The 24,378-nt window shown below is 62.5% G+C and carries 20 protein-coding genes and 1 pseudogene; 6 read left to right on the top strand and 15 right to left on the bottom strand.

From position 1 onward, the window contains the following. Nucleotides 1-71: 71 nt before the first annotated feature. Together J3P89_RS11940 and J3P89_RS11935 are read right to left on the bottom strand one after the other, a co-directional pair. Nucleotides 72-707 (bottom strand): hypothetical protein, encoded by a 636-nt coding sequence (locus tag J3P89_RS11940; RefSeq protein WP_434697634.1) that lies wholly within the window; start codon nt 705-707, stop codon nt 72-74. A gap of 10 nt (nt 708-717) precedes the next feature. Further along, the gene (locus J3P89_RS11935) at nt 718-1,944 is read right to left on the bottom strand and encodes an RtcB family protein (protein ID WP_434697633.1); all 1,227 of its coding nucleotides are present in this window, start codon (nt 1,942-1,944) and stop codon (nt 718-720) included. A gap of 299 nt (nt 1,945-2,243) precedes the next feature. Here J3P89_RS11935 and J3P89_RS11930 point away from each other — a divergent pair, with 299 nt between their 5' ends. Further along, nucleotides 2,244-3,095, top strand: coding sequence for a CAP domain-containing protein (locus J3P89_RS11930; protein WP_305500875.1), 852 nt, complete (start codon nt 2,244-2,246; stop codon nt 3,093-3,095). 158 nt (nt 3,096-3,253) lie between these two features. Here J3P89_RS11930 and J3P89_RS11925 read toward each other — a convergent pair. Further along, nucleotides 3,254-4,120: pseudogene (locus J3P89_RS11925) on the bottom strand (LysR family transcriptional regulator); the annotation flags it as partial. 101 nt (nt 4,121-4,221) lie between these two features. Between J3P89_RS11925 and J3P89_RS11920 the strand changes: the two are divergent. From J3P89_RS11920 to J3P89_RS11910, 3 genes are read left to right on the top strand one after another with little or no spacing between them, the layout of a single operon-like run. Beyond that, nucleotides 4,222-5,571 carry an acyclic terpene utilization AtuA family protein gene (locus J3P89_RS11920; protein ID WP_434697632.1) on the top strand — a complete coding sequence of 450 codons (1,350 nt, stop codon included), beginning with the start codon at nt 4,222-4,224 and terminating at the stop codon, nt 5,569-5,571. Next, on the top strand, nt 5,571-5,894 hold the full coding sequence (locus J3P89_RS11915; protein ID WP_434574033.1) for an AtuA-related protein: 324 nt from the start codon (nt 5,571-5,573) through the stop codon (nt 5,892-5,894). The genes J3P89_RS11920 and J3P89_RS11915 overlap by 1 nt, the downstream gene beginning before the upstream one ends. A gap of 53 nt (nt 5,895-5,947) precedes the next feature. Continuing rightward, complete coding sequence (locus tag J3P89_RS11910; protein ID WP_434657707.1) at nt 5,948-7,255, top strand: CitMHS family transporter; 1,308 nt, start codon at nt 5,948-5,950, stop codon at nt 7,253-7,255. A 3-nt stretch (nt 7,256-7,258) separates the two neighbouring features. Here J3P89_RS11910 and J3P89_RS11905 read toward each other — a convergent pair whose 3' ends face one another. Continuing rightward, complete coding sequence (locus J3P89_RS11905; protein ID WP_434697631.1) at nt 7,259-8,158, bottom strand: NAD(P)/FAD-dependent oxidoreductase; 900 nt, start codon at nt 8,156-8,158, stop codon at nt 7,259-7,261. 144 nt (nt 8,159-8,302) lie between these two features. Between J3P89_RS11905 and J3P89_RS11900 the strand changes: the two genes are divergently transcribed. After that, nucleotides 8,303-8,752: an Rrf2 family transcriptional regulator gene (locus J3P89_RS11900; protein ID WP_434574027.1), complete on the top strand. Its 450-nt coding sequence runs from the start codon at nt 8,303-8,305 to the stop codon at nt 8,750-8,752. Between the two features lie 167 nt (nt 8,753-8,919). On the opposite strand, the gene mqo is transcribed toward J3P89_RS11900, so the two are convergent. The 11 genes from mqo to pedF form a co-directional block, all read right to left on the bottom strand. Beyond that, nucleotides 8,920-10,563 carry a malate dehydrogenase (quinone) gene (gene mqo / locus J3P89_RS11895; protein WP_434574026.1) on the bottom strand — a complete coding sequence of 548 codons (1,644 nt, stop codon included), beginning with the start codon at nt 10,561-10,563 and terminating at the stop codon, nt 8,920-8,922. A gap of 379 nt (nt 10,564-10,942) precedes the next feature. Further along, the gene (locus J3P89_RS11890; RefSeq protein WP_434697630.1) at nt 10,943-12,148 is read right to left on the bottom strand and encodes a DUF1624 domain-containing protein; all 1,206 of its coding nucleotides are present in this window, start codon (nt 12,146-12,148) and stop codon (nt 10,943-10,945) included. Nucleotides 12,149-12,359: 211 nt separating this feature from the next. Beyond that, nucleotides 12,360-13,730, bottom strand: a complete 1,371-nt coding sequence (locus J3P89_RS11885; RefSeq protein WP_434697629.1) for an ATP-binding response regulator — start codon at nt 13,728-13,730, stop codon at nt 12,360-12,362. Next, entirely contained in the window at nt 13,714-14,871 is a 1,158-nt protein-coding gene (ercA, locus tag J3P89_RS11880; RefSeq protein ID WP_305501237.1) for an alcohol dehydrogenase-like regulatory protein ErcA, read from the bottom strand. The genes J3P89_RS11885 and ercA overlap by 17 nt, the downstream gene beginning before the upstream one ends. A gap of 129 nt (nt 14,872-15,000) precedes the next feature. Continuing rightward, nucleotides 15,001-15,072, bottom strand: coding sequence for a pyrroloquinoline quinone precursor peptide PqqA (pqqA, locus tag J3P89_RS11875; protein ID WP_003243383.1), 72 nt, complete (start codon nt 15,070-15,072; stop codon nt 15,001-15,003). A 279-nt stretch (nt 15,073-15,351) separates the two neighbouring features. Further along, entirely contained in the window at nt 15,352-16,872 is a 1,521-nt protein-coding gene (gene exaC, locus J3P89_RS11870; RefSeq protein WP_434697628.1) for an acetaldehyde dehydrogenase ExaC, read from the bottom strand. 235 nt (nt 16,873-17,107) lie between these two features. Continuing rightward, nucleotides 17,108-18,883 (bottom strand): PQQ-dependent methanol/ethanol family dehydrogenase, encoded by a 1,776-nt coding sequence (locus J3P89_RS11865; protein WP_434697627.1) that lies wholly within the window; start codon nt 18,881-18,883, stop codon nt 17,108-17,110. Nucleotides 18,884-19,163: 280 nt separating this feature from the next. Continuing rightward, a complete protein-coding gene (locus J3P89_RS11860) occupies nt 19,164-20,102 on the bottom strand; it encodes a quinoprotein relay system zinc metallohydrolase 1 (RefSeq protein ID WP_434697626.1) in 939 nt (312 codons plus the stop codon). Nucleotides 20,103-20,118: 16 nt separating this feature from the next. Beyond that, the gene (locus J3P89_RS11855; RefSeq protein ID WP_434697625.1) at nt 20,119-20,874 is read right to left on the bottom strand and encodes a quinoprotein dehydrogenase-associated SoxYZ-like carrier; all 756 of its coding nucleotides are present in this window, start codon (nt 20,872-20,874) and stop codon (nt 20,119-20,121) included. 10 nt (nt 20,875-20,884) lie between these two features. Next, nucleotides 20,885-21,760 (bottom strand): substrate-binding periplasmic protein, encoded by an 876-nt coding sequence (locus tag J3P89_RS11850; RefSeq protein WP_434697624.1) that lies wholly within the window; start codon nt 21,758-21,760, stop codon nt 20,885-20,887. A gap of 5 nt (nt 21,761-21,765) precedes the next feature. Then, nucleotides 21,766-22,227, bottom strand: coding sequence for a cytochrome c-550 PedF (gene pedF, locus J3P89_RS11845; RefSeq protein ID WP_305500856.1), 462 nt, complete (start codon nt 22,225-22,227; stop codon nt 21,766-21,768). Nucleotides 22,228-22,478: 251 nt separating this feature from the next. Here pedF and exaA point away from each other — a divergent pair, with 251 nt between their 5' ends. Further along, nucleotides 22,479-24,335, top strand: a complete 1,857-nt coding sequence (gene exaA / locus J3P89_RS11840) for a quinoprotein ethanol dehydrogenase (RefSeq protein WP_434697623.1) — start codon at nt 22,479-22,481, stop codon at nt 24,333-24,335. Nucleotides 24,336-24,378: the final 43 nt, after the last annotated feature.

Raw genomic sequence — 24,378 nt, 5'->3', positions numbered from 1 at the left:
CAGCCGAGCGGGAGCAAGCTCCCTCGCCACGGTTTTTTTGTCAGTCCGATGCTGCCCAGCGGTGGAAGCGCTCAATCCGTCGTACTCGCCGCCAGCACACCCAGGGTCCGGCGCTCGGGATTCCAGATGCTCAGGCACCACACCCCCCACCACTCCAGACCATCATCGAAATAGTCGCTCCAGGGATCCCGGGCGGGATCGGGCTCGTCGCTGGCCAATCCGTTGAAGTTGAAGTTGTCGACCCAGTCCAGCACCACCACGCCGCTATCCGGCACAAGCCCCAGCAAATCGAGCCACTCTCTGAACAGCGCCTGGGGCGTGTCGTTGTTGAAGCGGGTGCTGTAGGGCGGCTCGCAAAACGCGTCGTACAAGGCATAGGCTTGCGGGTTGCGTTCAGTCTTTCCCGCGCGCATGAGCCGAATGACCTGATCCTGACCCAGCGCCTTGGGAACGGCCTTGCTCAGGTCCCAGTGCATGCTCGGTGGGGCGATATCGGCATAGCGCGGATCAAGGCGCAGTTGGCGATCTCGTTCAAGCCATTGTGCCTCGATGTGCTGGAACAGTCGGTCCACGGCCTGGCGGTGCAGCGACTGATCGACGATTACATCCGCCTCGGGAGCAAGCGCCAGGAATTCGAAAGCGCAACCGGCCGCCTCCATTCGCTGGCGCAACGCTTCACTGGCTGCCTGCTCGACAATGCTCAACATGCTGGCTCCGCTAACCTTTCACGCACACGACCTGACGCAGCGTATGCAGCACTTCGACAAGTTCACGTTGTGCATGCATTACCTTGTCTATGTCTTTGTATGCCATCGGAATTTCATCAATCACCGCAGCGTCTTTCCGGCATTCCACATGGGCGGTCGCGCGGACCTGATCCTCGACGCTGAAACGCCTTTTCGCCTCGGTCCGGCTCATGACCCGGCCGGCACCGTGGCTGCACGAACAAAACGATTGCTCGTTGCCCAGGCCGCGCACGATAAAGCTCCTGGCGCCCATCGAACCGGGGATGATACCCAACTCGCCTTTCCTGGCCGACACCGCGCCCTTGCGCGTCACCAGTACGTCGTGTCCGAAGTGTCGCTCTTTCTGCACATAGTTGTGATGACAATTCACCGCTTCCAGCGCCACTTCGAATGGTTTACCGATGACCTGCCGGGCGGCGCGTATCACCGCGTCCATCATCAAGGCCCGGTTCTGCCGGGCGAAATCCTGGGCCCAGCCCACCGCTTCGACATAATCGTCGAAATGCCGGCTGCCCTCCTCGAAGTAGGCCAGGTCACGGTCCGGCAGATTGGCGAGGTGCTGGCGCATGTCGGCCTGGGCCAACTGGATGAACAGATTGCCGATGGCATTGCCCACGCCCCGGGAACCGCTGTGCAACATGAACCAGACCCGGTTGGCCTCATCCAGGCACACTTCAATGAAATGATTACCGCTGCCCAGCGTACCCAGATGCTGACGGTTGTTGGTCCGGGCCAGCTTCGGGTATTTGTCGGTAATCGCCTTGAAGCGCGCGGCCAGCGCGACCCACGCCTGGTCAGCCTCGCGTGGGACATTGTTCCAGGCGCCCTTGTCGCGTCCGCCATGGCTGAGGCTGCGCCCATGGGGCACGGCTTTTTCGATAGCGCTGCGCAGGGCCTGAAGGCTGTCCGGCAAATCGGCGGCATCGAGCGAAGTGCGCGCGGCGATCATGCCGCAACCAATATCCACCCCCACCGCCGCCGGTATGATCGCGCCTACGGTCGGGATGACACTGCCGATGGTCGAGCCCTTGCCCAGATGCACATCGGGCATCACCGCCAGGTGTTTGAAAATGAATGGCATTTTTGCCGTGTTCAGCAATTGCTGGCGGGCTTCGGCCTCCACCGGCACGCCCTGGGTCCAGAGTTTGATGGGCTTGCCGTTGGCGACTTCCAGCAATTCGTAGGTTTTCTCGTGCATGGTCGCGGTTCTGTTCAATGACGAGCCGCGCTTGATTGCCGGCTCAGAATTTCGACACTGGGCATGAACGCAGATTCAGCAAGGATTTGTCGAATGCGGGTGCGTGTCTGGATGTGGCGAGCCGGAAATAAGACGATGGAATGGACCTATTCGCCTGAAAATTGATCCCACTACTTGAGGAGCGTCCCGAACGGTACCAAACGGTGCCGTCCCTGGGATTTCAAAAGAGCGTGAATACCGTTGCCCCAGCGGGGCAAAAATTGCGCATCATAGGCGCCGTCCGCTCAAGGGAGATTTACATGCGTGCGATTTTTTCCGTCATGCGTCTTGCCGCGCTGTCGCTGGGGCTGACGTTCGCCGTCAGTGCGGTAGCCACCGAAGAGACGAAACTGGTCGAGTCCATCAACCTCTACCGCAGCCAGTCCCAGAGCTGCGCCGGCCAGGCGTCCCTGGAGCTGCCGCCGCTGGCGATGGATTCGCGGTTGATCCTGTCGGCCAATGGCATCGGCGATCTGCAACAGGCGTTGGCCCGGGCGGCCTATCCGATGGTCAACGTGCAAGCGATCAGCCTGTCCGGGCCGCGCGACGCGCAAGCGGCGATGAAGGCCGTGCAGGAAAGTTTCTGCCAGGTCGTGCTGGACCCGCAGTTCATTGACGTCGGTGTCAGCCGACTGGACCGCGAATGGCGCATCGTGCTGGCTCGCCCGCTGTTGTCGGCACGACTGGGCGATTGGCAAGCCGAAGGCCAGAAACTGCTCAAACTCATCAACAGCGCCCGCGCGCAACCGCGCCGCTGCGGCACCGAGGCCTACACCGCGACCACTCCGCTGGCCTGGAACGCCACCCTGGCCCTGGCGGCGGTGAATCACACGCGCGCCATGGCCAACAACAACTTCTTCGACCACAAGGACCGCGATGGCCGCACGCCCGGCGACCGCGCCGAACTGGCCGGCTATCTGGGCCAGGCCATCGGCGAAAACATCGCCGCTGGGCAAGACACGGCTTTGAAAGTGGTGGACGGGTGGCTGGCCAGCCCCGGGCATTGTGCCAACCTGATGAACCCGCAATTTCGCGAACTGGGAGCCGGGTATGCGGTGGACCCGAAAAGTGATGCGGGGATCTACTGGACGGCGATGTTCGGTACTCAATGACCGGTGCTGACCGGGCTGGCGCCTTCGCGAGCAGGCTCGCTCCCACAAAGGGTCCGGGTGAACGAAGAACCCGCGTGCGCCGCGATCAATGTGGGAGCGAGCCTGCTCGCGAAGGCGGCAGACGGCCCCACATCAAGCGCCCGCCTCACCCCCCCCCGCAAAACCCGCCGCACATGTCCCATGAACTGGCTCAACGACGGCGATTGTGCCACCGGCTTGCGCTGCAACAGCCCGATCGAGCGCTTGGCCGGCTGATCGATCGGGGTTACAGCGCACTGTTCGCCGATGTTGAACACCGCCGTGCAACTGGCCGGCAATAAAGAGAATCCCAGCCCCTCCCGTACCAGCGCCGTGGCCGTGCTCATATGCGCCACCTCCCAGGCTGGGATTGCATCCACGTTCAAATAGCGCAGCGCCGCGTCAGCCAAAGGCCGGATGCTCGTATCAGGCGTCAGGGCAATGTAGGGCTGCTGCGTCCACTCCTCCTCGCCGTCACCCTGCGAGTGCTTGTGGCTCAGCAGTACCAGATTGTCATCCAACAGGCGCTCGAAGCTCAGCCCAGACAGGTCGTCAGGCAGCGAACTGATGCCGGCGTCTACCTCGCCGCGCTGCACCCAGCCGAGGATTTCTCCGGCGCGGCCATCCAGCAGGCTCACCGTCACACCGGGGTTTTCACGCTGGAAAGCAGCCATGGCGATCGGCAGAAACGACGCGGCAGCCGTGGGCAACGCCGCGAGCCGAAGCGTGCCGCGACTCAGGCTCAAGGTGTCGCGAGCATCGCGCACGGCATCGTCCATGTCCCGCAGCATGCGCCTGGCCTGGGGCAGGAAATGCTCGCCGGCTGGCGTCAACTCGACGCTGCGGGTATTACGCGCAAGCAGCTGCAACCCCATGCTTTCTTCCAGTTTGCGGATGCTGTAGCTCAGCGCCGGTTGTGACAGATGCAACTGTTCCGCGGTGCGGGTGAAGCTTGAAGTCTCGGCGATGAGGATGAAGGCTCGAAGCTGTCGGAAAGAAACGTTCATGACCGGCTCATAAAATTACTGGATCAATTGATTCTATCTTTAAAATTCACAGATTAATTCTGTCTCTCCACTATGGGGCCACCCTTCAGTGGAACACGAACATGACAAAAACAATTCTCGTCGGGTGTGGCGCAGGTTTTGCCAATGATCGGCCCGACGCCGCGCTACGCCTGGCCCAGGACCTGGCGCAACGCAGCGGCCAGCGCTACATCATGCTGGAGCTGCTGGCTGAACGGACCCTCGCCGAGGCGCAATTGCGCAAGCGCCTCGATCCACGGTCGGGCTACTCCGCGCGCCTGTTCGACTTCCTCGAACCCATGCTGGACATTTGCATCGAAGCCGGCATTGCGATCATCACCAACGGCGGCGCAGCCAACCCCAGGGCCGCCGCGCAACGGTTGCGCGACGAATTGGCCGGCCGTTTCCCGGCGCTGAAAATCGCCTGCGTACTGGGCGACGACCTGCTCGAAGAAACGCCTCCGCGCTATGAACGATGGCTGTCGTCGAGTGCCGATGAACAGCCTGTTTCGGTGAACGTCTACACCGGGGCCGACGGCATCGTCCAGGCACTGGCCGAGGGCGCTGGCATCGTGCTGTGTGGCCGGGTTGCGGATCCGTCCCTGGCGGTAGGCGCGATCCGCCATGGGTTGGGTTGGAAGGCCGACGATTGGCAAAAAATGGCCGTCGCGACCGCCGCCGGACACCTGCTGGAATGCTGTGCCCAGGTCACTGGCGGCTATTTCGCCCATCCCGGAATGAAAGACATCCCGGATCCGGCCAACCTCGGCTGCCCGATCGCCGAAATTCACCAGGACGGCCGCTTGATCATCGGCAAGACGCGCAACAGCGGCGGACGAGTCAGCGAGCAGACCGTCAAGGAGCAATTGCTTTACGAAGTCCATGACCCGCGACGTTATCTGACGCCGGACGTCGTGCTGGATCTGGGCGCCGCCCACGTACAGGACCTGGGGAACGACCGGGTGGAAGTCACTGGCGTGATCGGCCATCCGCGCCCCGACACCCTCAAGGGCTTGGCGGGGATGCGCGGACTCTGGTTCGGCGAGGCCGAGATTTCCTATGCAGGCCCCGGTGCCGTGGCGCGTGCCGCCCTGGCGCGCGACATCCTGCTGCAGCGTTTCGATCGTTTGGCGCCAGGTGTACAGCCCTGGATCGACCTGTCGGGAGTCGCCAGCCTGTTCAACGACCAGGGTGGCCGTTATCTGCAAAAACAACTGGCCGAGGCGCCTTTGCTGGATGACGTGCGGGTGCGTATCGGCCTGACCCACACTGACCGATCGCTGCTCGAAACCCTCTTGGCAGAGGTCGAGTCGCTCTACACCAACGGACCGGCTGGCGGCGGTGGCGTCCGGCGCCACCTCGCAGAAACCGTTACCACCCGCAGCTTTCTGCTGCCGCGTGATGAAATCCATACAGCCCTGGAGTGGTACTGATGAGCCTGGTCACCCTCGCCGACTTCGCCCACGCCCGTGCCGGCGACAAAGGCAACATCCTCAGCATCGCGGTATTTCCCCACGACCCGGCCCATTATCCCTGGCTGCTTCGGGTGCTGACCTGCGAGCTCGTCGCCGAGCAGTTCGCGACGCGCCAGCCTTCAAGGGTGCACCGCTATGAACTGCCGAACCTGAAGGCGTTGAACTTTGTGCTCGAGGACGCCCTGGAAGGCGGCGTGAATCGAAGCTGCGGTCTCGACCGCCATGGAAAAAGCCTGAGCTACCTGCTCCTGGCCGTGCGCCTGCCGGGACCGGAAGACTGACCGACTCGCCGCCTGCAACACCATCCGACAACAATAAAAAGAGAGGCTGCAACATGATTACAACCCTGGGTTTCCTGATGATGCTTGCCATTATCGGGCTGATATTGCTGCGCCGGATCAGTCCGGTGGTGGCGTTCACCACCCTTCCCGTGGTCGTCTGCCTGCTCGCCGGCTTCAATCTCGCGCAGATCGGCGAGTTCATCAAGGCCGGCCTGGTCACCGTCGCGCCGACCGCCGCGCTGTTTCTGTTTGCCATCCTGTTCTTCGGCATCATGCGCGACCGTGGCTTGTTCGATCCGCTGGTCAACCTGTTGATCCGCAGCACGGGCGGCAAGCCCTTGGCGGTGGCGCTGGTTACCGTTCTGGTGACTTCAGTGGTGCATCTGGATGGCGTCGGCGCCGCGACGTTCCTGCTGACGATCCCGGCACTGCTGCCCTTGTACAAGCGCCTGAACATGAGCCCGACGATGCTGTTGTGCCTGGTGGGCACCACGGCCGGGGTCATCAACATGGTGCCTTGGGGCGGGACGACTGCGCGGGCCGCTGCCGTGTCGGGGCTCGATGCCACCGAGCTGTGGCTGGGGTTGCTGCCGGTGCAGATGGTGGGCCTGGTGTGCATGCTCGGGGTGGCGACGATACTGGGGTCGCGCGCCCAGCGGCGCCAACCGATGTCGCTGGGTGCGGCCGCGACGCGTGACATGGACGACCTGCAAATGCAAAGCCGCGAATTCAGTCTCTCTCCCCGGCAGCTGCGCTACTGGCTGAATGTGGCCCTGACCGGCGGCATTCTGCTGTGCCTGTTTACCGGTATCTTTCCGCTGTACGCCTGTTTCATGGTCGGATTGGGCATCGCCCTGCCCTTGAACTTCCCATCCCTCGACGCCCAGGCCGAACGCCTCAAGGCCCATGCGTCCGATGCGTTGCAGATGGTTCTGGTGATGATGGCCGCCGCCGTGCTGCTGGGCGTGCTCTCCGGAGCGAAGATGTCAGACGGCATGGCCTTGGCGCTGATCGACATCCTGCCCGCCGGTGCTGCCCAATACCTGCATGTGATTGTCGGGTTCTTCGGCGTCCCGCTTGGAATGATCTTCTCGCCGGACGCCTACTATTTCGCCCTGCTGCCAGTGATCAAGGACGTCGCCATCGCCGCTGGCGTTCCTCTCGAAGCGGTGGCCCGGGCCATGCTGATCGGTGAGAACACCGGCTTCTCCATCAGCCCGGTGGTACCCAGCGTGTATCTGGCCCTGGCACTGTCCGGCGTAGAGTTGCGCAAGCACATGGCCTACACGTTTTTCTGGGCCTGGGGCGTCAGCCTGTTAATGCTCGCCTTTGCCGTGGCAACCGGGGCTGTTCAAGTGTGAAACTCAAGGGTGGGCTTGGAAGATCAGCGACCGATGTACCCCCGAGCCCGCCCTCACCCCATCGCCAACGGCCAGCGCGACCGAGCCGAACGGCATGGCCGCATCGCCGCAGGCAAATATGCCCGGCACGCTGGTTTCCCGGGTCATCGCGTCACTCTGGATGAACGCGCCAAGCGGACCCTCTTCAAACGCGCAGCCCAGGGCTGCCGCGAGTGGACTGGCAACCCGCGTACGCGGCAAGACGAACAGGCCGTCGATGGCGACCACCCGACCGTTGGCCAGTACCACGTCGGCCCGCTCGCCTTCGATACGCGCCACTCGCTCGGTCACTACGGTGACGCCACGCTGATCGAGGCTCGCCTGTTGCTCCGGATCAAGCGCCAGCACGCCATTGGTGAAGAACGTCGTCGGCCCCCAGTCGGGCAGCATCTGGGCGTGGTGCAGTGACATCGGCGAGGTTGCGAGAACGCCGATCGGCCCTTGGTCCAACTCGTAGCCATGGCAATACGGGCAATGGAAGACGCTCTTGCCCCAGCGCTCAGTCAGCCCGTGCACGTCGGGCAAGTCATCAATCACGCCTGTGGCCAGCAACAGCCGGCGAGAACGGTAACGCAGGCCGTTTGCGGTCTCGACAATAAAAGCTTCGGCATCCCTGCTGGCTTGGGTCGCGGTGTCGCGAACCCATTCAACTGTCGGGTACGCCATGAGCTGAACATGGGCGTCGCCAGCTATATCGTCCGGGGCACGACCGTCCTGCCCGAGAAAACCATGGGATGTCGCGGCGAAGCGGTTGCGACGCTCGCCCGCGTCGATCACCAGCACCTTGCGCCGGGCGCGGGCCAGTTGCAAACCCGCGGACATACCGGCATAGCTGCCGCCTGTAATGATGACGTCGTATTCCATGGGCGATCTCCAAGAGTGGTTTCGATGGCACGGCAAGTCTCGACACATCGTAAGTTTCTTGAAAAGCCGCTGTCAACAGTCTCGTAACTTTTGCGATTACGGGTAATACTCCCACCTGCCCCAGCCATGGAATCTGTCAGTCCGATGAGAAACGACACACGCCTGTCCCGCATGCTCCATGTATTGATCCACATGGACCGCCACCAGCAATCCGCCACCTCCGACACCCTCGCGCAGATGCTCGGCACCAACCCGGTGGTGGTGCGCCGGACCATGGCATTGCTCAAGGAACAGGGTTACGTCACGTCGGAAAAAGGCCATCGCGGTGGTTGGGCCCTGGCCAAGCCGCTTTCGGAGATGACGCTGCTGGATATTCATCAAGCGTTGGGCAGCACGTCGATCTTTGCGCTTGGCCTGTCGACCGACCACCCGCAATGTCTGGTGGAACAAGCGGTGAACGCAGCGCTGACGGACGCCTTCGACGAGGCCCAGGCGTTGCTGCTCAAGCGTCTGGGCAGTATTACCCTGGCGCAGTTGGCCGAGGATTTTGATGCGCGGTTTCGGGGCGCCCACGAGGTCGAGCCTCACCACTGATCCCTGTGGGAGCGAGCCTGCTCGCGAAGACGGCAGCACATTCGACATTTAAGCAAACTGACACAACGCTTTCGCGAGAGGCTCGCTCCCACAGGGGGGGTCGAGCCTGCAAATGAAAACGCCGCTCAATGAGCGGCGTTTTTGTACCTCACCAGACAGCGTCCGGTTTACAGCGCCATGTCGGCCGCTGGGTTGGCCTCGCGAGGAGCAGCCGGTTGGGCCGGTGCTACCGCGGTGCCTGGCTTGCCGATAGCCGGAGGCGGATCCAGTTGCAGGACTTCGCTGGTGTAGGCCCATTCCTGTGCGACGCGCTCAGGATTGTCGTTCAGCTTGGTGCCGTAGCTCGGTACGATCTGGCGCAGTTTTTCCTGCCAGGCCGGGGTGGCTACCTTGTCCTTGAAGACCTTCTCAAGCACGCTCAGCATGATCGGTGCAGCGGTCGAGGCGCCTGGCGAGGCACCCAGCAGACCGGCGATGCTGCCGTCCTGGGAAGCGACGACTTCGGTACCGAGTTTCAGCACGCCGCCCTTCTCTTCGTCACGCTTGATGATCTGCACGCGCTGGCCGGCTTGCCACAGGCGCCAGTCTTCCTGCTTGGCGTCCGGGAAGTATTCCTTCAGCGCGTTGAAGCGGTCCTCATCCGACAGCATCAGCTGGCCGGCAAGGTATTCAACCAGTGGGTACTGTTCGATACCGACCTTGGTCATCGGCCACACGTTGTGGGTCGTGGTGCTGGTCAGCAGGTCGAAGTACGAACCGTTCTTCAGGAACTTGGTGGAGAACGTGGCGAATGGGCCAAACAGGATCACGCGCTTGCCGTCGAGCACACGGGTGTCCAGGTGCGGAACCGACATCGGTGGCGCGCCAACCGAAGCCTTGCCGTACGCCTTGGCCAGGTGCATCTGGGCGACGGTCGGGTTTTCGGTTACCAGGAACGAACCGCCCACTGGGAAACCGGCGTATTCACGAGCCTCCGGAATGTCCGACATCTGCAGCAGGTGCAGCGCGCCGCCACCGGCACCGATGAACACGAACTTGGCGTCGGTCTCGGTTTCGGTACCGTCTTTCAGGTTCTTGTACGAAACGCGCCAGGAGCCATCCTCGTTGCGAGTGATGTTTTCCACTTCGCTGGACAGCTTGAGCGAGAAGTTCGGCTTGGTTTGCAGGTGAGCAGCGAACTGGCGGGTGATTTCGCCGAAGTTCACGTCAGTACCCAGCGGGCTCCAGGTAGCCGCGACTTTCTGGCTCGGGTCACGCCCTTGCATCATCAGTGGAACCCACTTGCTGATCTGCGCAGGGTCTTCGGAATACTGCATGCCGGCGAACAGCGGACTGGCCTGGAGAGCGTCGTAGCGCTTCTTCAGGAAGGCGATGTTCTCGTCACCCCACAGGAAACTCATGTGCGGGGTGGAGTTGATGAACGAGCGCGGATTCTTCAGCACGCCGTTCTTGACCTGCCAGGACCAGAACTGACGGGAAATCTGGAAGGCTTCGTTGATTTCGATAGCCTTGGAGATGTCGACCTTGCCGTTCTTGTCTTCCGGCGTGTAGTTCAACTCGGCCAGGGCGGAGTGCCCGGTACCGGCGTTGTTCCAGCCATTGGAGCTCTCTTCGGCAACACCGTCCAGGCGCTCGACCATTTCCATGGTCCAGCCCGGCTCCAGCTCATTGAGCCAGACGCCGAGGGTCGAACTCATGATGCCGCCGCCAATGAGCAAGACATCCACTTTTTTCGGCTCGGCGGCGTGCGTGGTCGCAAGACCCATCGCCATCGCCAGGCCCAGCAGCGCCGTATGTGTTTTCTTCAACATGTGTGTATCCCTAGGGTGGAACGCCATTCCGTCCCCCAATCCTGTTCAAGCAGGGTCCGCACCCATGCCGACATGGCCAGCGGGCGGGGATCGATGGACTGGAGGAAGGACCTACAGGGGCCGAGCAATATCGGCCTCACATTTATGTCTCTCCGGCGCTGACTTCTTGTAGGTCTTGGCTTCAGCTGGGTGAGGGACACTGCAAAACGGTCTGGATCGGGCCTGCCAAGGCCGTGCCCGATTGTCGCAGCGGGGGGGAGTTTACAGAAGGAAATAAGCAGACCGAAGCGCATTTTTGCATTCGAGGTAAAAACGCCGACCAAATGACGGCGTTTTAATGGCTCGGTTGCGCGCCGTGAACACGCGCTCCGCCCAGAAATCAGAGGTACTTGAGGATCGCGATGTCACGCCGACGTTGTTTCAACGCTGCGAACCAACGCGTTGGAAAAAACAGGACGACGCTCAACAACACGCTCCACAACCAGACCATCGGCAAGTGCTCGAAGCCGAAATAAGCGCCCTGATTGGTGCCCCAGATAAACACCGCCAGCAGGTACATGGCCTTCAGCACGTAAAGGTGCAGCAGGTAGAAAAACATCGGCGCGCCGCCATAGATGGCCAGAATCGCGATGCTGCCCTTCTCCTGGGCTTTTTCGAAAAGCGCCAGCAGGATCAGGCCCACCGCCAGCGTCGGCATCAGGAACATCAGTGACGGCGGGTACTTGGTCGCGCTCATGAAACTCATGAAGGTGCGCAGTGCATCTCCGGTCTGGACCCAGGGTTTGTCACCGTAGACGTTGAGATAACGGATAAACACGAACGCCACCAGCAAGCCGATGCCGACCTTGAGCAGGCGCCGCACTCGCGTGGCCGCTTCGATGTCCTTGCCGAACCATGGCCCGATCGCCCAACCCAGCAGGATCACGCCGATCCATGGCAACACCGGGTAGGTGGTGCGTGCCCGGGTGAACTCGGTGATCTCGATGAACGACCGCTGATGAAGAATCGACCACGGCACAAAAAACGGCGAGTCCGGCCCCAGCACCACACCATCCAGCAGGTTATGCCCGGCAACGATGGCCACGCCCAGCACGATCAGCCAGCTGCGTTTGAAGTGCAGCAACGCCGCCAGGGCGATCATGCAGATGCCGATGCACCAGATGACCTGCAGCCACAGAGTCTTCGGCGGAAACTCGGCGTTCCAGGCGAAACAGACGAACGTGAGTTCCAGGAACACCAGGAACAATCCACGCTTGAGCAGGAACACCGAAGTCTCGCTGGCGGTGTGTTTCTGGTTGTAGAGCCAGGCCGACAAACCGGTAAGGAAGATGAACACTGGCGCACAGAGCGTGCTGAGCAAACGAGTGAAAAACAGGTCCGGGGTCACGCTCAATGCATCGATCGGGTCAGTGACCTGGCGGTGCAGCAGGAACGTTTCGCGGACGTGGTCGACCAGCATCAGCAACATGACAAAACCCCGCAGGGCATCGATGGCGAGCAGGCGCGTCGCGGTTGTTGCGGTACTGGAGGCGAGGGTTGGAGCGATGACAGCGGACGGGCTTGTCGCGCTTGGGGATAGGCTCATGGCGATACTCAGGAGTCGGGGCTTTGCAGGATCAGGAATGAGAATTCCTGCCAAAAGAAAGAGGATAACATAACACAAAATATTGTTATCCATTCCGATGCCTTTGTGGGAGCGAGCTTGCTCGCGATGGGGGTGGGTCAGCCGGAACATGTTTGCCTGACACTCCGCTATCGCGAGCAAGCTCGCTCCCACAGGTTTAATTGAAGACCGACTATCCCAGCAACTGGCTCAACACCGCCCGCAACTTGCCCGGCTTGACCGGTTTGTTGAGCAGCGGCGCATTCAGCTTGCGCAAGGCACGGCGGCACTGGTCGCTGCGGTCGGCGGTGATGATCACAGCGGGGATCGCTTGCTGGAAATGTTCGCGCAGGTGCTTGACCACCTCGCAGCCGACCACCCCATGGTCGAGGTGAAAATCCGCCAGGATCAGCTCCGGTGCGCGGCCTTGAAGCACATCGAAGGCGCCCGCTTCGTCGGTGGCGGTCAGCACTTCGCACCCCCACTGCCCGAGCAGTGCCGCCATGCTCTGCAAAATGCTCAGCTCATTGTCGATGACCAGTAACCGGCGCCCAGGCAACGGGTTTCCGGCGACGGCCTGAGCAGGCGCGTGGGCCAGGGGCAGTGGCTTTTCGGCAGACAATGGCACCTCGATGCTGAACACCGAGCCGCGTCCCGGCCGCGAACGCACCCGCACCCGGTAGCCGAGGATATGAGCGATACGCTCGACGATCGCCAGCCCCAGGCCGACACCCTTGCGGTCCGCCGCGCGGCCGACATCCAGTTGGTTGAACTCGAGGAAAATCGATTCCAGACAATCGGCGGCAATGCCTCTGCCCGTGTCCCAGACCTCCAGGCTCAAGCGCCCTCCCCGTCGCCGCGCCGCCAGGAGGATGCCGCCCTGGTCGGTGTAGCGACAGGCGTTGCTCAGCAGATTGCGCAGGATGCGGGTCAGCAGTCGCAGGTCAGTCAGCACCGCTTCATCGGCGAATCGCACGCGCAATTCCAGGCCCGCGGCGCCGGCCACCGATTGGAATTCCGACACCAGTGGCGCGAGCAGCTCATCCAGCCGATACGGCGCCGGGTCGGGTTTGACGGCGGCCTGGTCGAGCCGGGAAATATCCAGCAGGTCGGTGAGCAGGTCCTCGGCGCCTTCGAGCGCTTGGTGCGTGCGTTCCACCAGTAGATGCTCGGCGGCTGGCATCTGGCGTTCACGCAATGTAGCAATCAGCAACCGAGCGGCGTTGAGCGGTTGCAGCAGATCGTGGCTGGCGGCGGCCAGGTATTTGTCCTTGCTGCGGTTCGCGGCCTGGGCGGCGTCCCGGGCATCGCGCAGCTGTTGCTCGACCAACTCGCGCTGGGCGATCTGCTGTTGCAGGTTGTGGTTGGCCTCCAGCAACGCATCGGTTCGCTCCGCCACCCGTTGCTCCAGTTGGTCGTTGAGTTGCTGCAGATGCTGTCGGGCCTGCTCCAGTTCGGCGAGACGCGCCGCCAGCTCCGGGTAATGGCTCTTGCGCGTCGAATGATTGCCCAGTCCCAGCAGCCCGGCGAGGGCCTTTTGCTGTTCGTCAGAGGGCTTCGCCATAGACGACCTCGACATCCCGCTGGCTCGACTCCCGTGGATTGGTAAGGATGCACGGGTCATGCATGGCGTGTTGCGACAGGAACGGAATGTCCGAGGTACTCACCCCATGCAAGCCGAGGGTTTCGTGGAAACCGATGGTGTGCTTGAGGGCAATAAGGTGTTCCACCAGCCGCGTGCGGATCTGTCGATGGTTGAGCCCGCGACAATCGATGCCCAGGGTTTCGGCAATCACCTTGAAACGCTCCGGCGCCGAGTTGTAGTTGAACGCCACCACATGCTCCACCAGCACCGCGTTGCATAAGCCATGGGGCAGGTCGAGGAAGCCACCGAGGCTGTGGGACATGGCATGCACCGCGCCGAGGATCGCGTTGGAAAACGCCAGCCCGGCCTGCATGCTGCCGAGCATGATTTTCTCGCGCAAGGCGACGTCGGCCGGGTTGGCGATCATCTGCACCAGGTGGGTGTTGATCAGGCGCATCGCCTCCAGCGCGTGAGGATCGGTCAACGGCCCGTGGCCGGTGGAGACGAACGCCTCGATGGCATGCACCAGCGCGTCGATGCCGGTACAGGCCGAGAGGAACGGGTCCATGCTCAGGGTCGTCTCCGGATCGATCAACGACACATCCGGCACCGCCGCCTTGCTGACGATGGAAAACTTCATGCGCTCCTGCTGGTTCGAGATGATCACGAACTGCGACACATCGGCCGAAGTACCGGCCGTGGTCGGGATCAGGATCAGCGGCGGGCTGGGTACCTGCAGGGTGTCGACGCCTTCGAATTCGAGGATGCTGCGACCGTGGGCGACAACGATGCCGATCGCCTTGCCGCAGTCCATCGGGCTGCCACCACCGACCGCGACGATCACGTCACAGTGGTTTTCACGGTACGTCTCGGCGCCGAGCATGACTTCCTCGACCCGTGGGTTGGGCGAAACGTCGCTGTAGATGCAGTAATCGATGCCCAGGGCTTGCAGGCTGGCTTCGACATCACCGACCCAACCGGCGGCGATGACCCCGGGGTCAGTGACCACCAGCACCTTGCGGGCGCCGAAGGTCTTGGCGTAGTTGCCGACATTGTGCCGGCAGCCGGCACCGAACATGATTTCAGGAGAAACGAACTTGCGCAGCGGGCTGAGGCTCATTTTTTCAGGGGGGCTCATCGGTAAGCCTGTTGTTATTGTCGTGGGATACCTTGAGCCTAAAGCATCGCGCCGTGAATGCAATCCGACCAATGGGTAGCCCGGCCCGAACGCGTCAGGCCGGGCCGGCACTCATCGGTTGGCGAAGTACATCGTCACTTCAAAGCCGATACGCAGGTCGGTGTACGCGGGTTTAGTCCACATGGGTCTTTCCTCTTCTTGTACCGGGCGATTCCGGCAGGTTCATTAATGCACGGGGGCGGCCTGGGGCCGAATGCTACTTTCGAAGGAGTGCACGGGGTGCGTTGGTATTAGCAACAGCGATTGCCGTGGCGAGGGAGCTTGCTCCCGCTGGGCTGCGCAGCAGCCCCAAAAATAGCCGCTACAAAGTCAATGCTTTGCCTTGAAGAAGGGGGCCGCTTCCGCGGCCCAGCGGGAGCAAGCTCCCTCGCCACAGGGCTCAGTCAATGGATGCGGCGAGGATCAGAAGAACCCCAACGGATTGACGTCATAGCTCACCAGCAGGTTCTTGGTCTGCTGATAATGGTCGAGCATCATCTTGTGCGTCTCACGCCCGACGCCGGACTTCTTGTAGCCACCAAACGCGGCATGCGCCGGGTACAGGTGGTAGCAGTTGGTCCAGACGCGTCCGGCCTTGATTGCCCGGCCCATGCGGTAGGCGCGGTTGATGTCGCGGGTCCAGAGGCCGGCGCCGAGGCCGAACTCGGTGTCGTTGGCGATGGCCAGGGCTTCGGCTTCGTCCTTGAAGGTGGTCACGCCCACCACCGGCCCGAAGATTTCTTCCTGGAACACGCGCATCTTGTTGTGGCCCTTGAGCAGGGTCGGCTGGATGTAATAGCCGCTCGACAGGTCGCCTTCAAGGCGTTCCGCCGCGCCGCCGGTGAGCAATTCGGCGCCCTCTTCCCGGGCGATGTCCAGGTACGAAAGGATCTTGTCGTACTGCTGCTCGGACGCCTGGGCGCCGACCATGGTCTCGGTGTCCAGCGGGTTGCCGCGCTTGATCTGCTGGATCTTCTTCAGCACCACTTGCATGAATTCGTCATAGATCGACTCCTGGACCAGCGCCCGGGATGGGCAGGTGCAGACTTCACCCTGGTTGAAGAACGCCAGCACCAGGCCTTCGGCAGCTTTTTCGATGAACGCCGGTTCGGCCTGCATGATGTCGTCGAAGAAGATGTTCGGCGACTTGCCGCCCAGTTCCACGGTGGACGGGATGATGTTTTCGGCGGCGCATTTCATGATGTGCGAGCCGACCGGGGTGGAACCGGTGAAGGCGATCTTGGCGATGCGCTTGCTAGTGGCCAGGGCTTCACCGGCTTCGCGGCCGAAGCCGTGGACGATGTTCAGGACGCCGGCTGGCAGCAGGTCGGCGATCAGCTCGGCGAACACGGTGATCGACAGCGGCGTCTGCTCCGCCGGCTTGAGCACGATGCAGTTGCCGGCGGCCAGGGCCGGGGCGAGTTTCCAGGCGGCCATCAACAACGGGAAGTTCCACGGGATGATTTGCCCGACCACGCCCAGCGGTTCATGGAAATGGTAGGCCGTGGTCAGTTCGTTGATTTCGGCGGCCCCACCCTCCTGGGCGCGGATGCAGCCGGCGAAATAACGGAAATGGTCAGCCGCGAGCGGTACGTCGGCATTGAGGGTTTCGCGCACGGCCTTGCCGTTGTCCCAGGTCTCGCTCACGGCGAGGAGCTCCAGGTTCTGCTCGATACGGTCAGCGATTTTCAACAGCACCAGGGAGCGATCCTGGACCGAGGTTTTGCCCCAGGCGTCGGCAGCGGCATGGGCGGCGTCCAGGGCCTTGTCGATGTCGGCGGCGCTGGAGCGCGGAAACTCGCCGATGACTTCGCCGTTGACCGGCGACGTGTTGGTGAAGTACTCAGCGTGGACCGGCGGAACGAATTCGCCGCCGATGAAATTGCCATAGCGCGGCTTGAAGGAAACGACGGCGCCTGGGGTTCCGGGTTGTGCGTAAATCATGATGGGCCTCTGCCTGGTCGATGCCTGTCGCGGGACAGGCGATAGGCCGATGGTAGAGAGCCCCGCGCGATGGACGAATGCGTCATTGGCAGGGGGCGCTCTCGTTATTTGGTCGTAGGTTTGTGGGAGCGAGCCTGCTCGCGAAGGCGGCGGATCAGTCAACATCAATGCAGGATGTTCTGGCCCCTTCGCGAGCAGGCTCGCTCCCACAGGATCTACATCTGCCAAAGTTGGCTCAGCGCTTGGCCACCAGCTCTTTCGGCAACTTGAACGTCCAGAGCATGCCGCCCTGGTTGAAGTCCTTCACCCGCTTGGCCACCTCGCCGCCCCACAGCGGTACCGCGCCGCCCCAGCCGGAGACCACCGAGACGTACTGCTCGCCGTCCATCTCCCAGGTAATCGGCGAGCCGAGCACGCCGGAACCGGTCTGGAACTCCCAGACTTTATCCCCGGTCTTCGCGTTGAAGGCTTGCAGGAAACCCTCAGGCGTACCGGTGAATACCAGGTTGCCCTTGGTGGTCAGCACCCCGCCCCACAGCGGCGCGAAGTTCTTGTGGCGCCAGACTTCCTTGCCGGTCTTCGGGTCGATGGCCCGCAGCACGCCGATGTAATCCTCGTTCAGTGGCTTGATGGTGAACCCGGCCCCGAGGAACGCCGCACCTTTCTTGTAGGCGATGCCCTCGTTCCAGATGTCCATGCCCCACTCGTTGGACGGCACGTAGAACAGACCGGTGTCCTGGTTATAGGCCATCGGCATCCAGTTCTTCGCGCCGAGGAACGCCGGGGCGACAAACACCGAACTGCCCTTGGCTTCGCTACCCGGTGCGCCCGGACGGCTCGACTCCACGTAGATCGGTCGCCCGTCCTTGTCCAGGCCGGAGGCCCAGGTAATTTTGTCCACGAACGGGAAACCACGGATGAACTTGCCGTTGGTGCGGTCGAGGACGTAGAAGAAACCATTACGGTCGGCAGTCGCCGCCGCCTTGATGTCCTTGCCACCCTCTTTGTAGTTGAACGAAATCAGTTCATTGACGCCGTCGTAGTCCCAACCATCATGTGGCGTGCTCTGGAAGTGCCACTTGATGGTGCCGTCGTCCGGGTTCAGCGCCAGGCGCGACGAGGAATAGAGGTTGTCGCCAGGGCGCAGGTGGGAGTTCCACGGTGCCGGGTTGCCGGTACCGAACAATAGGAGGTTGGTTTCCGGATCGTAGTAACCGCCCAGCCAAGGCGCGGCACCGCCGGTTTTCCACAGATCGCCGGGCCAGGTCTTGCCGGCCTCGCCGCCGGAGATACCATTCTCCACGGCCTTGCCGTCCTTGTAGACGTAGCCCATGTGGCCTTCCACGGTCGGCCGCGTCCAGAGCAGTTCGCCGTTTTTCGGGTCGAAGGCGCTGATCTGCCCAACCACGCCAAACTCGCCGCCCGCCACGCCGGTGATGAGCTTGCCATTGACGACCATGGGCGCGGCGCTGATGGAATAACCTTCCTTGTGGTCGGCGACTTTTTTGCTCCACACCACCTTGCCGGTGTCCTTGTTCAAGGCCACCAGCTTGGCGTCCAGCGTGCCGAAGAACACCAGGTCGCCATACAGCGCCACGCCACGGTTGATCACGTCGCAGCAGGGACGGATGTCATCGGGCAGGCGCGCATCGTATTGCCAGAGTTTCTTGCCGGTGCGTGCGTCCACCGCGAACACCCGTGAATAGGAGCCGGTGAGGTACATCACCCCGTCCTTGATCATCGGCTGGGCCTGCTGGCCGCGCTGCTTTTCGCCGCCGAAGGAAAACGCCCAGACCGGCCGCAGGTCCTTGACGTTGTTCACATTGAGCGTGTCGAGCGGGCTATAGCGCTGGCCCTGCACACCGAGGCCGTTGGTCACGATTTGCTGCGGGTTTTTCGGGTCCTGGAGAATTTCCTGGTCGGTCACGGCGGCCAAGGCCGAGCCGGACAGCAGCATGGCACTGAGCAGCAGGCTCGCGGCGAAGGATTGGCGACGTGCGGGATGAGTCATGACGGCTACCTCTGCGGTTATTGTTATACCCGGGAAATTTTCCCGGTCTGCCACAGATTCTTGGGCTCGGCGCCGTCGCCAACAATTGCCCGCAATGTTGAGTTTTCTAGTTCCTTGGTACATGTGGAGTAAACAAATACCCCCGTGGCGAGGGAGCTTGCTCCCGCTGGGGCGCGCAGCGGCCCTAAGATAGCCGGTCAACATTGATAACCAGGGTGACAACAGAAGGGCTGCTGCGCAGCCCAGCGGGAGCAAGCTCCCTCGCCACGGGGATGAGTGATCAGTCAGGGTTTTGGGTGTCCACCCGCCTCATCCCCGCCCGCTCGTAACGCGGGTAAAGATGGCTGACGCTGCGAATCAATTCATACCGGCTCAGGCTGATCGCGGCGAAGCGCTCGGGGATGGGGCTGCGGATCATCTCGGCCATGTCGTCGCCCCGGGCCGCGCCGTCGCGCATCAGTTGGTCGAGCCAGCCGAGGTAGTCGCGCATCTGCGCGAATGGCCGGGCATCCGCCGTCACCGGACCATGACCCGGCACGATCTGCTTCCATGGCAGGCCCTCCAACATATCCAGATCCTTGAGCCATACCTCAAGGCCGGGGCTGTTCGGGGTGGTCAGCGCTCGCTCATAAAACACCAGGTCGCCGGCGAACAGCACGCCCGTGGTTTCATCAAGTATCGCCAGGTCCGCCCCGGTATGCCCGGCCAGCGCCAGCAAGCGCAACGAATGCTCACCCACCTGCAGAGTGCCGGGGCTCAACGCCTGCGTCGGCAGCACCACCTCGGTGCCGCGCATCCAGTCGCCCACCAGCCGGTACATGTTTTCCGCCATCGCGTCGCCCTGCTGTCGCAGCAGATCGGTGGTGCCGGGCAGCGCCCCGATGGGCACATCGCTGAAGGCCTGGTTGCCTAGCACATGGTCAGGGTGATGATGAGTCAGCAGCACCTGAGCCACCGGCTTGTCAGTCGTTGCGGCGATGGCCTGGCGCAGCGCCTCGCCGTAGCGCTTTGACGGTCCGGTGTCGATGACCACCACGCCGGCCTCGGTGACGATGAGCGCAGTATTGACGATATTGCCGCCGTTGGCCTTGGCAAAATTATCCGTGCTGCCTTCCAGCAGCCACGTGCCCTCGGCGATCTGCCGTGGCTTGAGCGAATACTCGGTGGCGGACCAGGCCGGCAGGCACAGCCCAAGACAGATCAGCAACAACCAGCGCATGGCGTGCTCCTTGTGGTCAGGGAATGGCAGCTTCGAACTCGTTGCCGCTGTTGTCGCGCAGCAACAGGCGGGTCTGTCCCGGGCCCTGGATGTCGAAGCCCAGGGAGGGGTTTTCGCTGACCGCCGGAAACAGCTCCAGGCGCGCCAACAGCTTGCCGTCGGCATCCAGCAGCCGAGCCTGGTTGATGAAAAACTCCGGGATGCCGCTGACCAGGCCGTTGTCCATGGGGTGGGCAACCTGCAGACGCAGGCGACTCGAATCGCCCCGCGGGTAGCGACCGCCCAGCACTTCGCCCAAGTGCTCCTCCCAACCCGGTTGGGTGCGCACGACGCTGGGCGCGGTGCAGCCGCCACCCGCCGCGTCGATCAGCGTCGAACCGACGTGCCACAGCCCGTCGCGGGTTTGCACCGCCGCACGCAATGGAGTGGCTTGCTCGATGCGAATACGGATCGACAGCCAGGGCAGCACCCGTTCCGTGGGCTGGAAGTCGACAATCTTCGGCAGCGGGTTCAGTTCGGCCCAGGCCAATATACGCACGACGTCGCCGGTAAAGGCGCGGGCATCGATTTCCAGCGGCACCTGGCGCGCGTCTTCGGCAAACGGTGGCGCCAGCAGCCGGACTCGCTGGTCGAACACGAACGGCGCGTCTGCCAGTAGTTGCTTGTGATAAAAAGCCCACATCACGGAAGGCACCGGGTCCTTTCCCGGCTCGATCGCGCTTGCCATCAACGGCAGGCAACACCACAGCAGGCCCCACGCTCGCCAGGTCATCGCTGCGCTCCTATTGATACATGTCCGGCACTTCGTAGCGCAGGCCATAGCGGGCATACACGGCCTTGAGGCTGCCGTCGCGGATCAACGCTTCCAAGGCTTCCTCCACCGCATAGGCCAGTTGCCGGTTGCTTTCGTGCACGGCCATGCCGATTTCCCAGCGCTGCTTGCCCATGTTCGGATAGGCGTTCTCTGCCAGGGCCAATTGCGGATCAGCCGTCCGGTGCACTTGCCAGTCGATTTCCCCGCGCATCGCCATGACGGCATCGACCTCCCCGGCCTGCATGGCCCCGAACGCCTTGGCAACGCTGGGATAATGGCGGGTCTTGGCACTGAGCATGCCGTTGAACACGGACGTCAGGTAGAACGACGGCACGCTGTCGACTTCAACGCCAATGGGGTGTTGCTGGAACACCGCAACGCTGCCCACCGAGTCCAGTCGACGCCGGTCGTACGCCACTTGCCAGCATTCCTGCTGATACGGACCGAACATCACGACCTGGGCGTTCTCCAGCTCGCCAATGTCGTTGCGCCTTTGTACATAGTCATGGTCATAAGGCACTCGCATCATCAGATCGGCCAGTTGTCGATCGTGCAGCGGACTGCTGCGCCAGATGTAGTCGCGCAAGTCGTCGTCGAGCTTTTCGCCGGGCGGTGCCCAGAGCAATTTCAGCCGTACGCCCAGAGCCTTGGCCAGGGCCTGCGCCAGCTCCACGTCAACGCCCCGCGGCTGGCCCTGGTCTTCAAAGCTGTAGGGAGCGAAGTCCTTGTAGACCGCGACCTTCAATTCACGGGCGGCAATCATCTGGTCATAGCTGCGCACCTGCGCCTGCACCGCCTGGCCACACAACAGCAGGCTGCACATCACCCACGCGAACAGGCGCATGGCAATTACTCCTCGACGTGCACGCTGTCCAGGTAGGTACGCACCGCCCACAGCGCTTCCTGGCTCAGGTAATCGGCCATTTTCGGCATATACACCCGGCCATCGCGCACCGCGCCATGGCGCACGCGTTCGACAAACCATTCATCGCCAGCCTCGGCGGCGTCAAGCATGCGCAAATCCGGGGCAATACCGCCGGACTTGGCCTCAAGGCCATGGCAGGCCGCGCAGTTCTGGTTGTAGGCCGAGGCGCCGATCTCCACGGCTTTTTCGCGTTCGGGAGAATTGCGATACGGGTTCTGTGCCGCCCAGCCGTCGGCATCCAACGGCAGGTTGGTGTCCTTGATCGGCGTTAGCCCTTGGGTTTCCACTGCCTGGGGCACTACGTTGCCATGGGCCCACGCCGAGCCTGCGCCAGTCAGCCCTATCAGCAATGCGGTAGCGATGATGGCGTTGCGTTTTGTTGTCATTGTTATGCCCTCGAAATTGCACGCAAGACCTCTTCACAGAGGCCGTGCCGTCATCTTAGGAAGCGCCCGCCGCCGGCCGAATGCTGCTTTGGTGGCCGGGGTCTAGTTCCTTGGTAGCGGGCCATACGACGCAAGTCGCAAAGACAGGCGCTTTGGGAAGTCTTCCCGGCAAGGGCGGGACTTTTTCCGTATCGGACAAAGCTTGCGAGACCGACCCTAGTCAGGCCAAAACCTCACTGGGAAATCCCACCATGACAATAAAAACGCTACCTGCCCTCTCCTCCCTGAGCGTTGCCTTGCTGCTCGCCGGCGGCCTGTCCCTGGGGCCGCAGGCGCACGCCGCCGTGACCTGGGAAGACATTGCCAACGATCACCTGACGACGAAGGACGTGCTGCAGTACGGCATGGGCACCAACGCCCAGCGCTGGAGTCCGCTGGCCCAGGTCAACGACAAGAACGTGTTCAAGCTCACCCCGGCCTGGTCCTACTCGTTCGGTGACGAAAAACAACGCGGCCAGGAATCCCAGGCGATCGTCAGCGACGGCGTGGTGTATGTCACCGGCTCCTACTCCCGGGTGTTCGCCCTCGACGCCCGGACCGGCAAACGCCTGTGGACCTACAACCACCGCCTGCCGGACAACATCCGGCCGTGCTGCGATGTGGTGAACCGTGGTGCGGCCATTTATGGCGACAAGATCTACTTCGGGACTCTGGACGCACGGGTGGTTGCCCTGGACAAGAACACCGGCAAGGTGGTCTGGAACAAGAAATTCGGCGACCACGCCGGCGGCTACACCATGACCGGCGCCCCAGTGCTGATCAAGGACAAGGCAAGCGGCAAGGTCCTGCTGATCCACGGCAGCTCCGGCGACGAGTTCGGTGTCGTCGGGCAACTGTTCGCCCGCGACCCGGACACCGGTGAAGAAGTCTGGATGCGGCCGTTTGTCGAAGGCCACATGGGCCGCCTCAATGGCAAGGGCAGCACGCCGACCGGCGACGTCAAGGCGCCCTCCTGGCCTGACGACAAAACCACCGAGACCGGCAAGGTCGAGGCCTGGAGCCACGGTGGCGGCGCGCCTTGGCAGAGCGCCAGTTTCGACCCCGAGACCAACACCATCATCGTCGGCGCGGGCAACCCCGGCCCGTGGAACACCTGGGCGCGCACCGCCAAGGACGGCAACCCGCATGACTACGACAGCCTCTACACCTCGGGCCAGGTGGGAGTCGATCCAAGCACTGGCGAAGTGAAGTGGTTCTACCAGCACACGCCCAATGACGCCTGGGATTTCTCCGGCAACAACGAGCTGGTGCTGTTCGACTACAAGGACAAGGACGGCAAACAGGTGAAGGCCACCGCCCACGCCGACCGCAACGGTTTTTTCTACGTGGTGGATCGCAACAACGGCAAGCTGCAGAACGCTTTCCCCTTCGTCGACAACATCACCTGGGCCAGCCACATCGACCTGAAGACCGGGCGTCCCGTGGAGAACCCCGGCCAGCGTCCGGCCAAGCCGTTGCCAGGCGAAACCAAGGGCAAACCGGTGGAGGTCTCGCCGCCGTTCCTGGGTGGAAAAAACTGGAACCCCATGGCTTACAGCCAGGACACCGGGCTGTTCTACGTGCCGGGCAACCAGTGGAAGGAGGAGTACTGGACCGAGGAGGTCAGCTACAAAAAAGGCTCGGCCTACCTGGGCATGGGTTTTCGCATCAAGCGCATGTACGACGATCACGTCGGCAGCCTGCGGGCGATGAACCCCACCACCGGCAAGGTGGTGTGGGAACACAAGGAGCCGCTGCCGTTGTGGGCCGGAGTGCTGGCGACCAAGGGCAACCTGGTGTTCACCGGCACCGGTGACGGCTTCTTCAAGGCCTTCGACGCGAAAACCGGCAAGGAGCTGTGGAAGTTCCAGACCGGCAGCGGCATCGTCTCCCCGCCCATCACCTGGGAACAGGACGGCGAGCAGTACATCGGCGTGACCGTCGGTTATGGCGGCGCCGTGCCGTTGTGGGGCGGCGACATGGCCGAACTGACCAAACCGGTGGCCCAGGGCGGGTCGTTCTGGGTGTTCAAGATTCCGAGTTGGGATAAAGCAACGGCGCAGAAATAACCCTGACCCAACCTGAGCCCTGCCCCCACCACAACCCCTGTGG

The sequence above is a fragment of the Pseudomonas sp. Z1-14 genome, assembly GCF_051132005.1.
Taxonomy (GTDB): Bacteria; Pseudomonadota; Gammaproteobacteria; order Pseudomonadales; family Pseudomonadaceae; genus Aquipseudomonas.
Note: the sequence above shows the minus strand (reverse complement) of the source record. Positions and strands in the feature narration are given on the sequence as shown.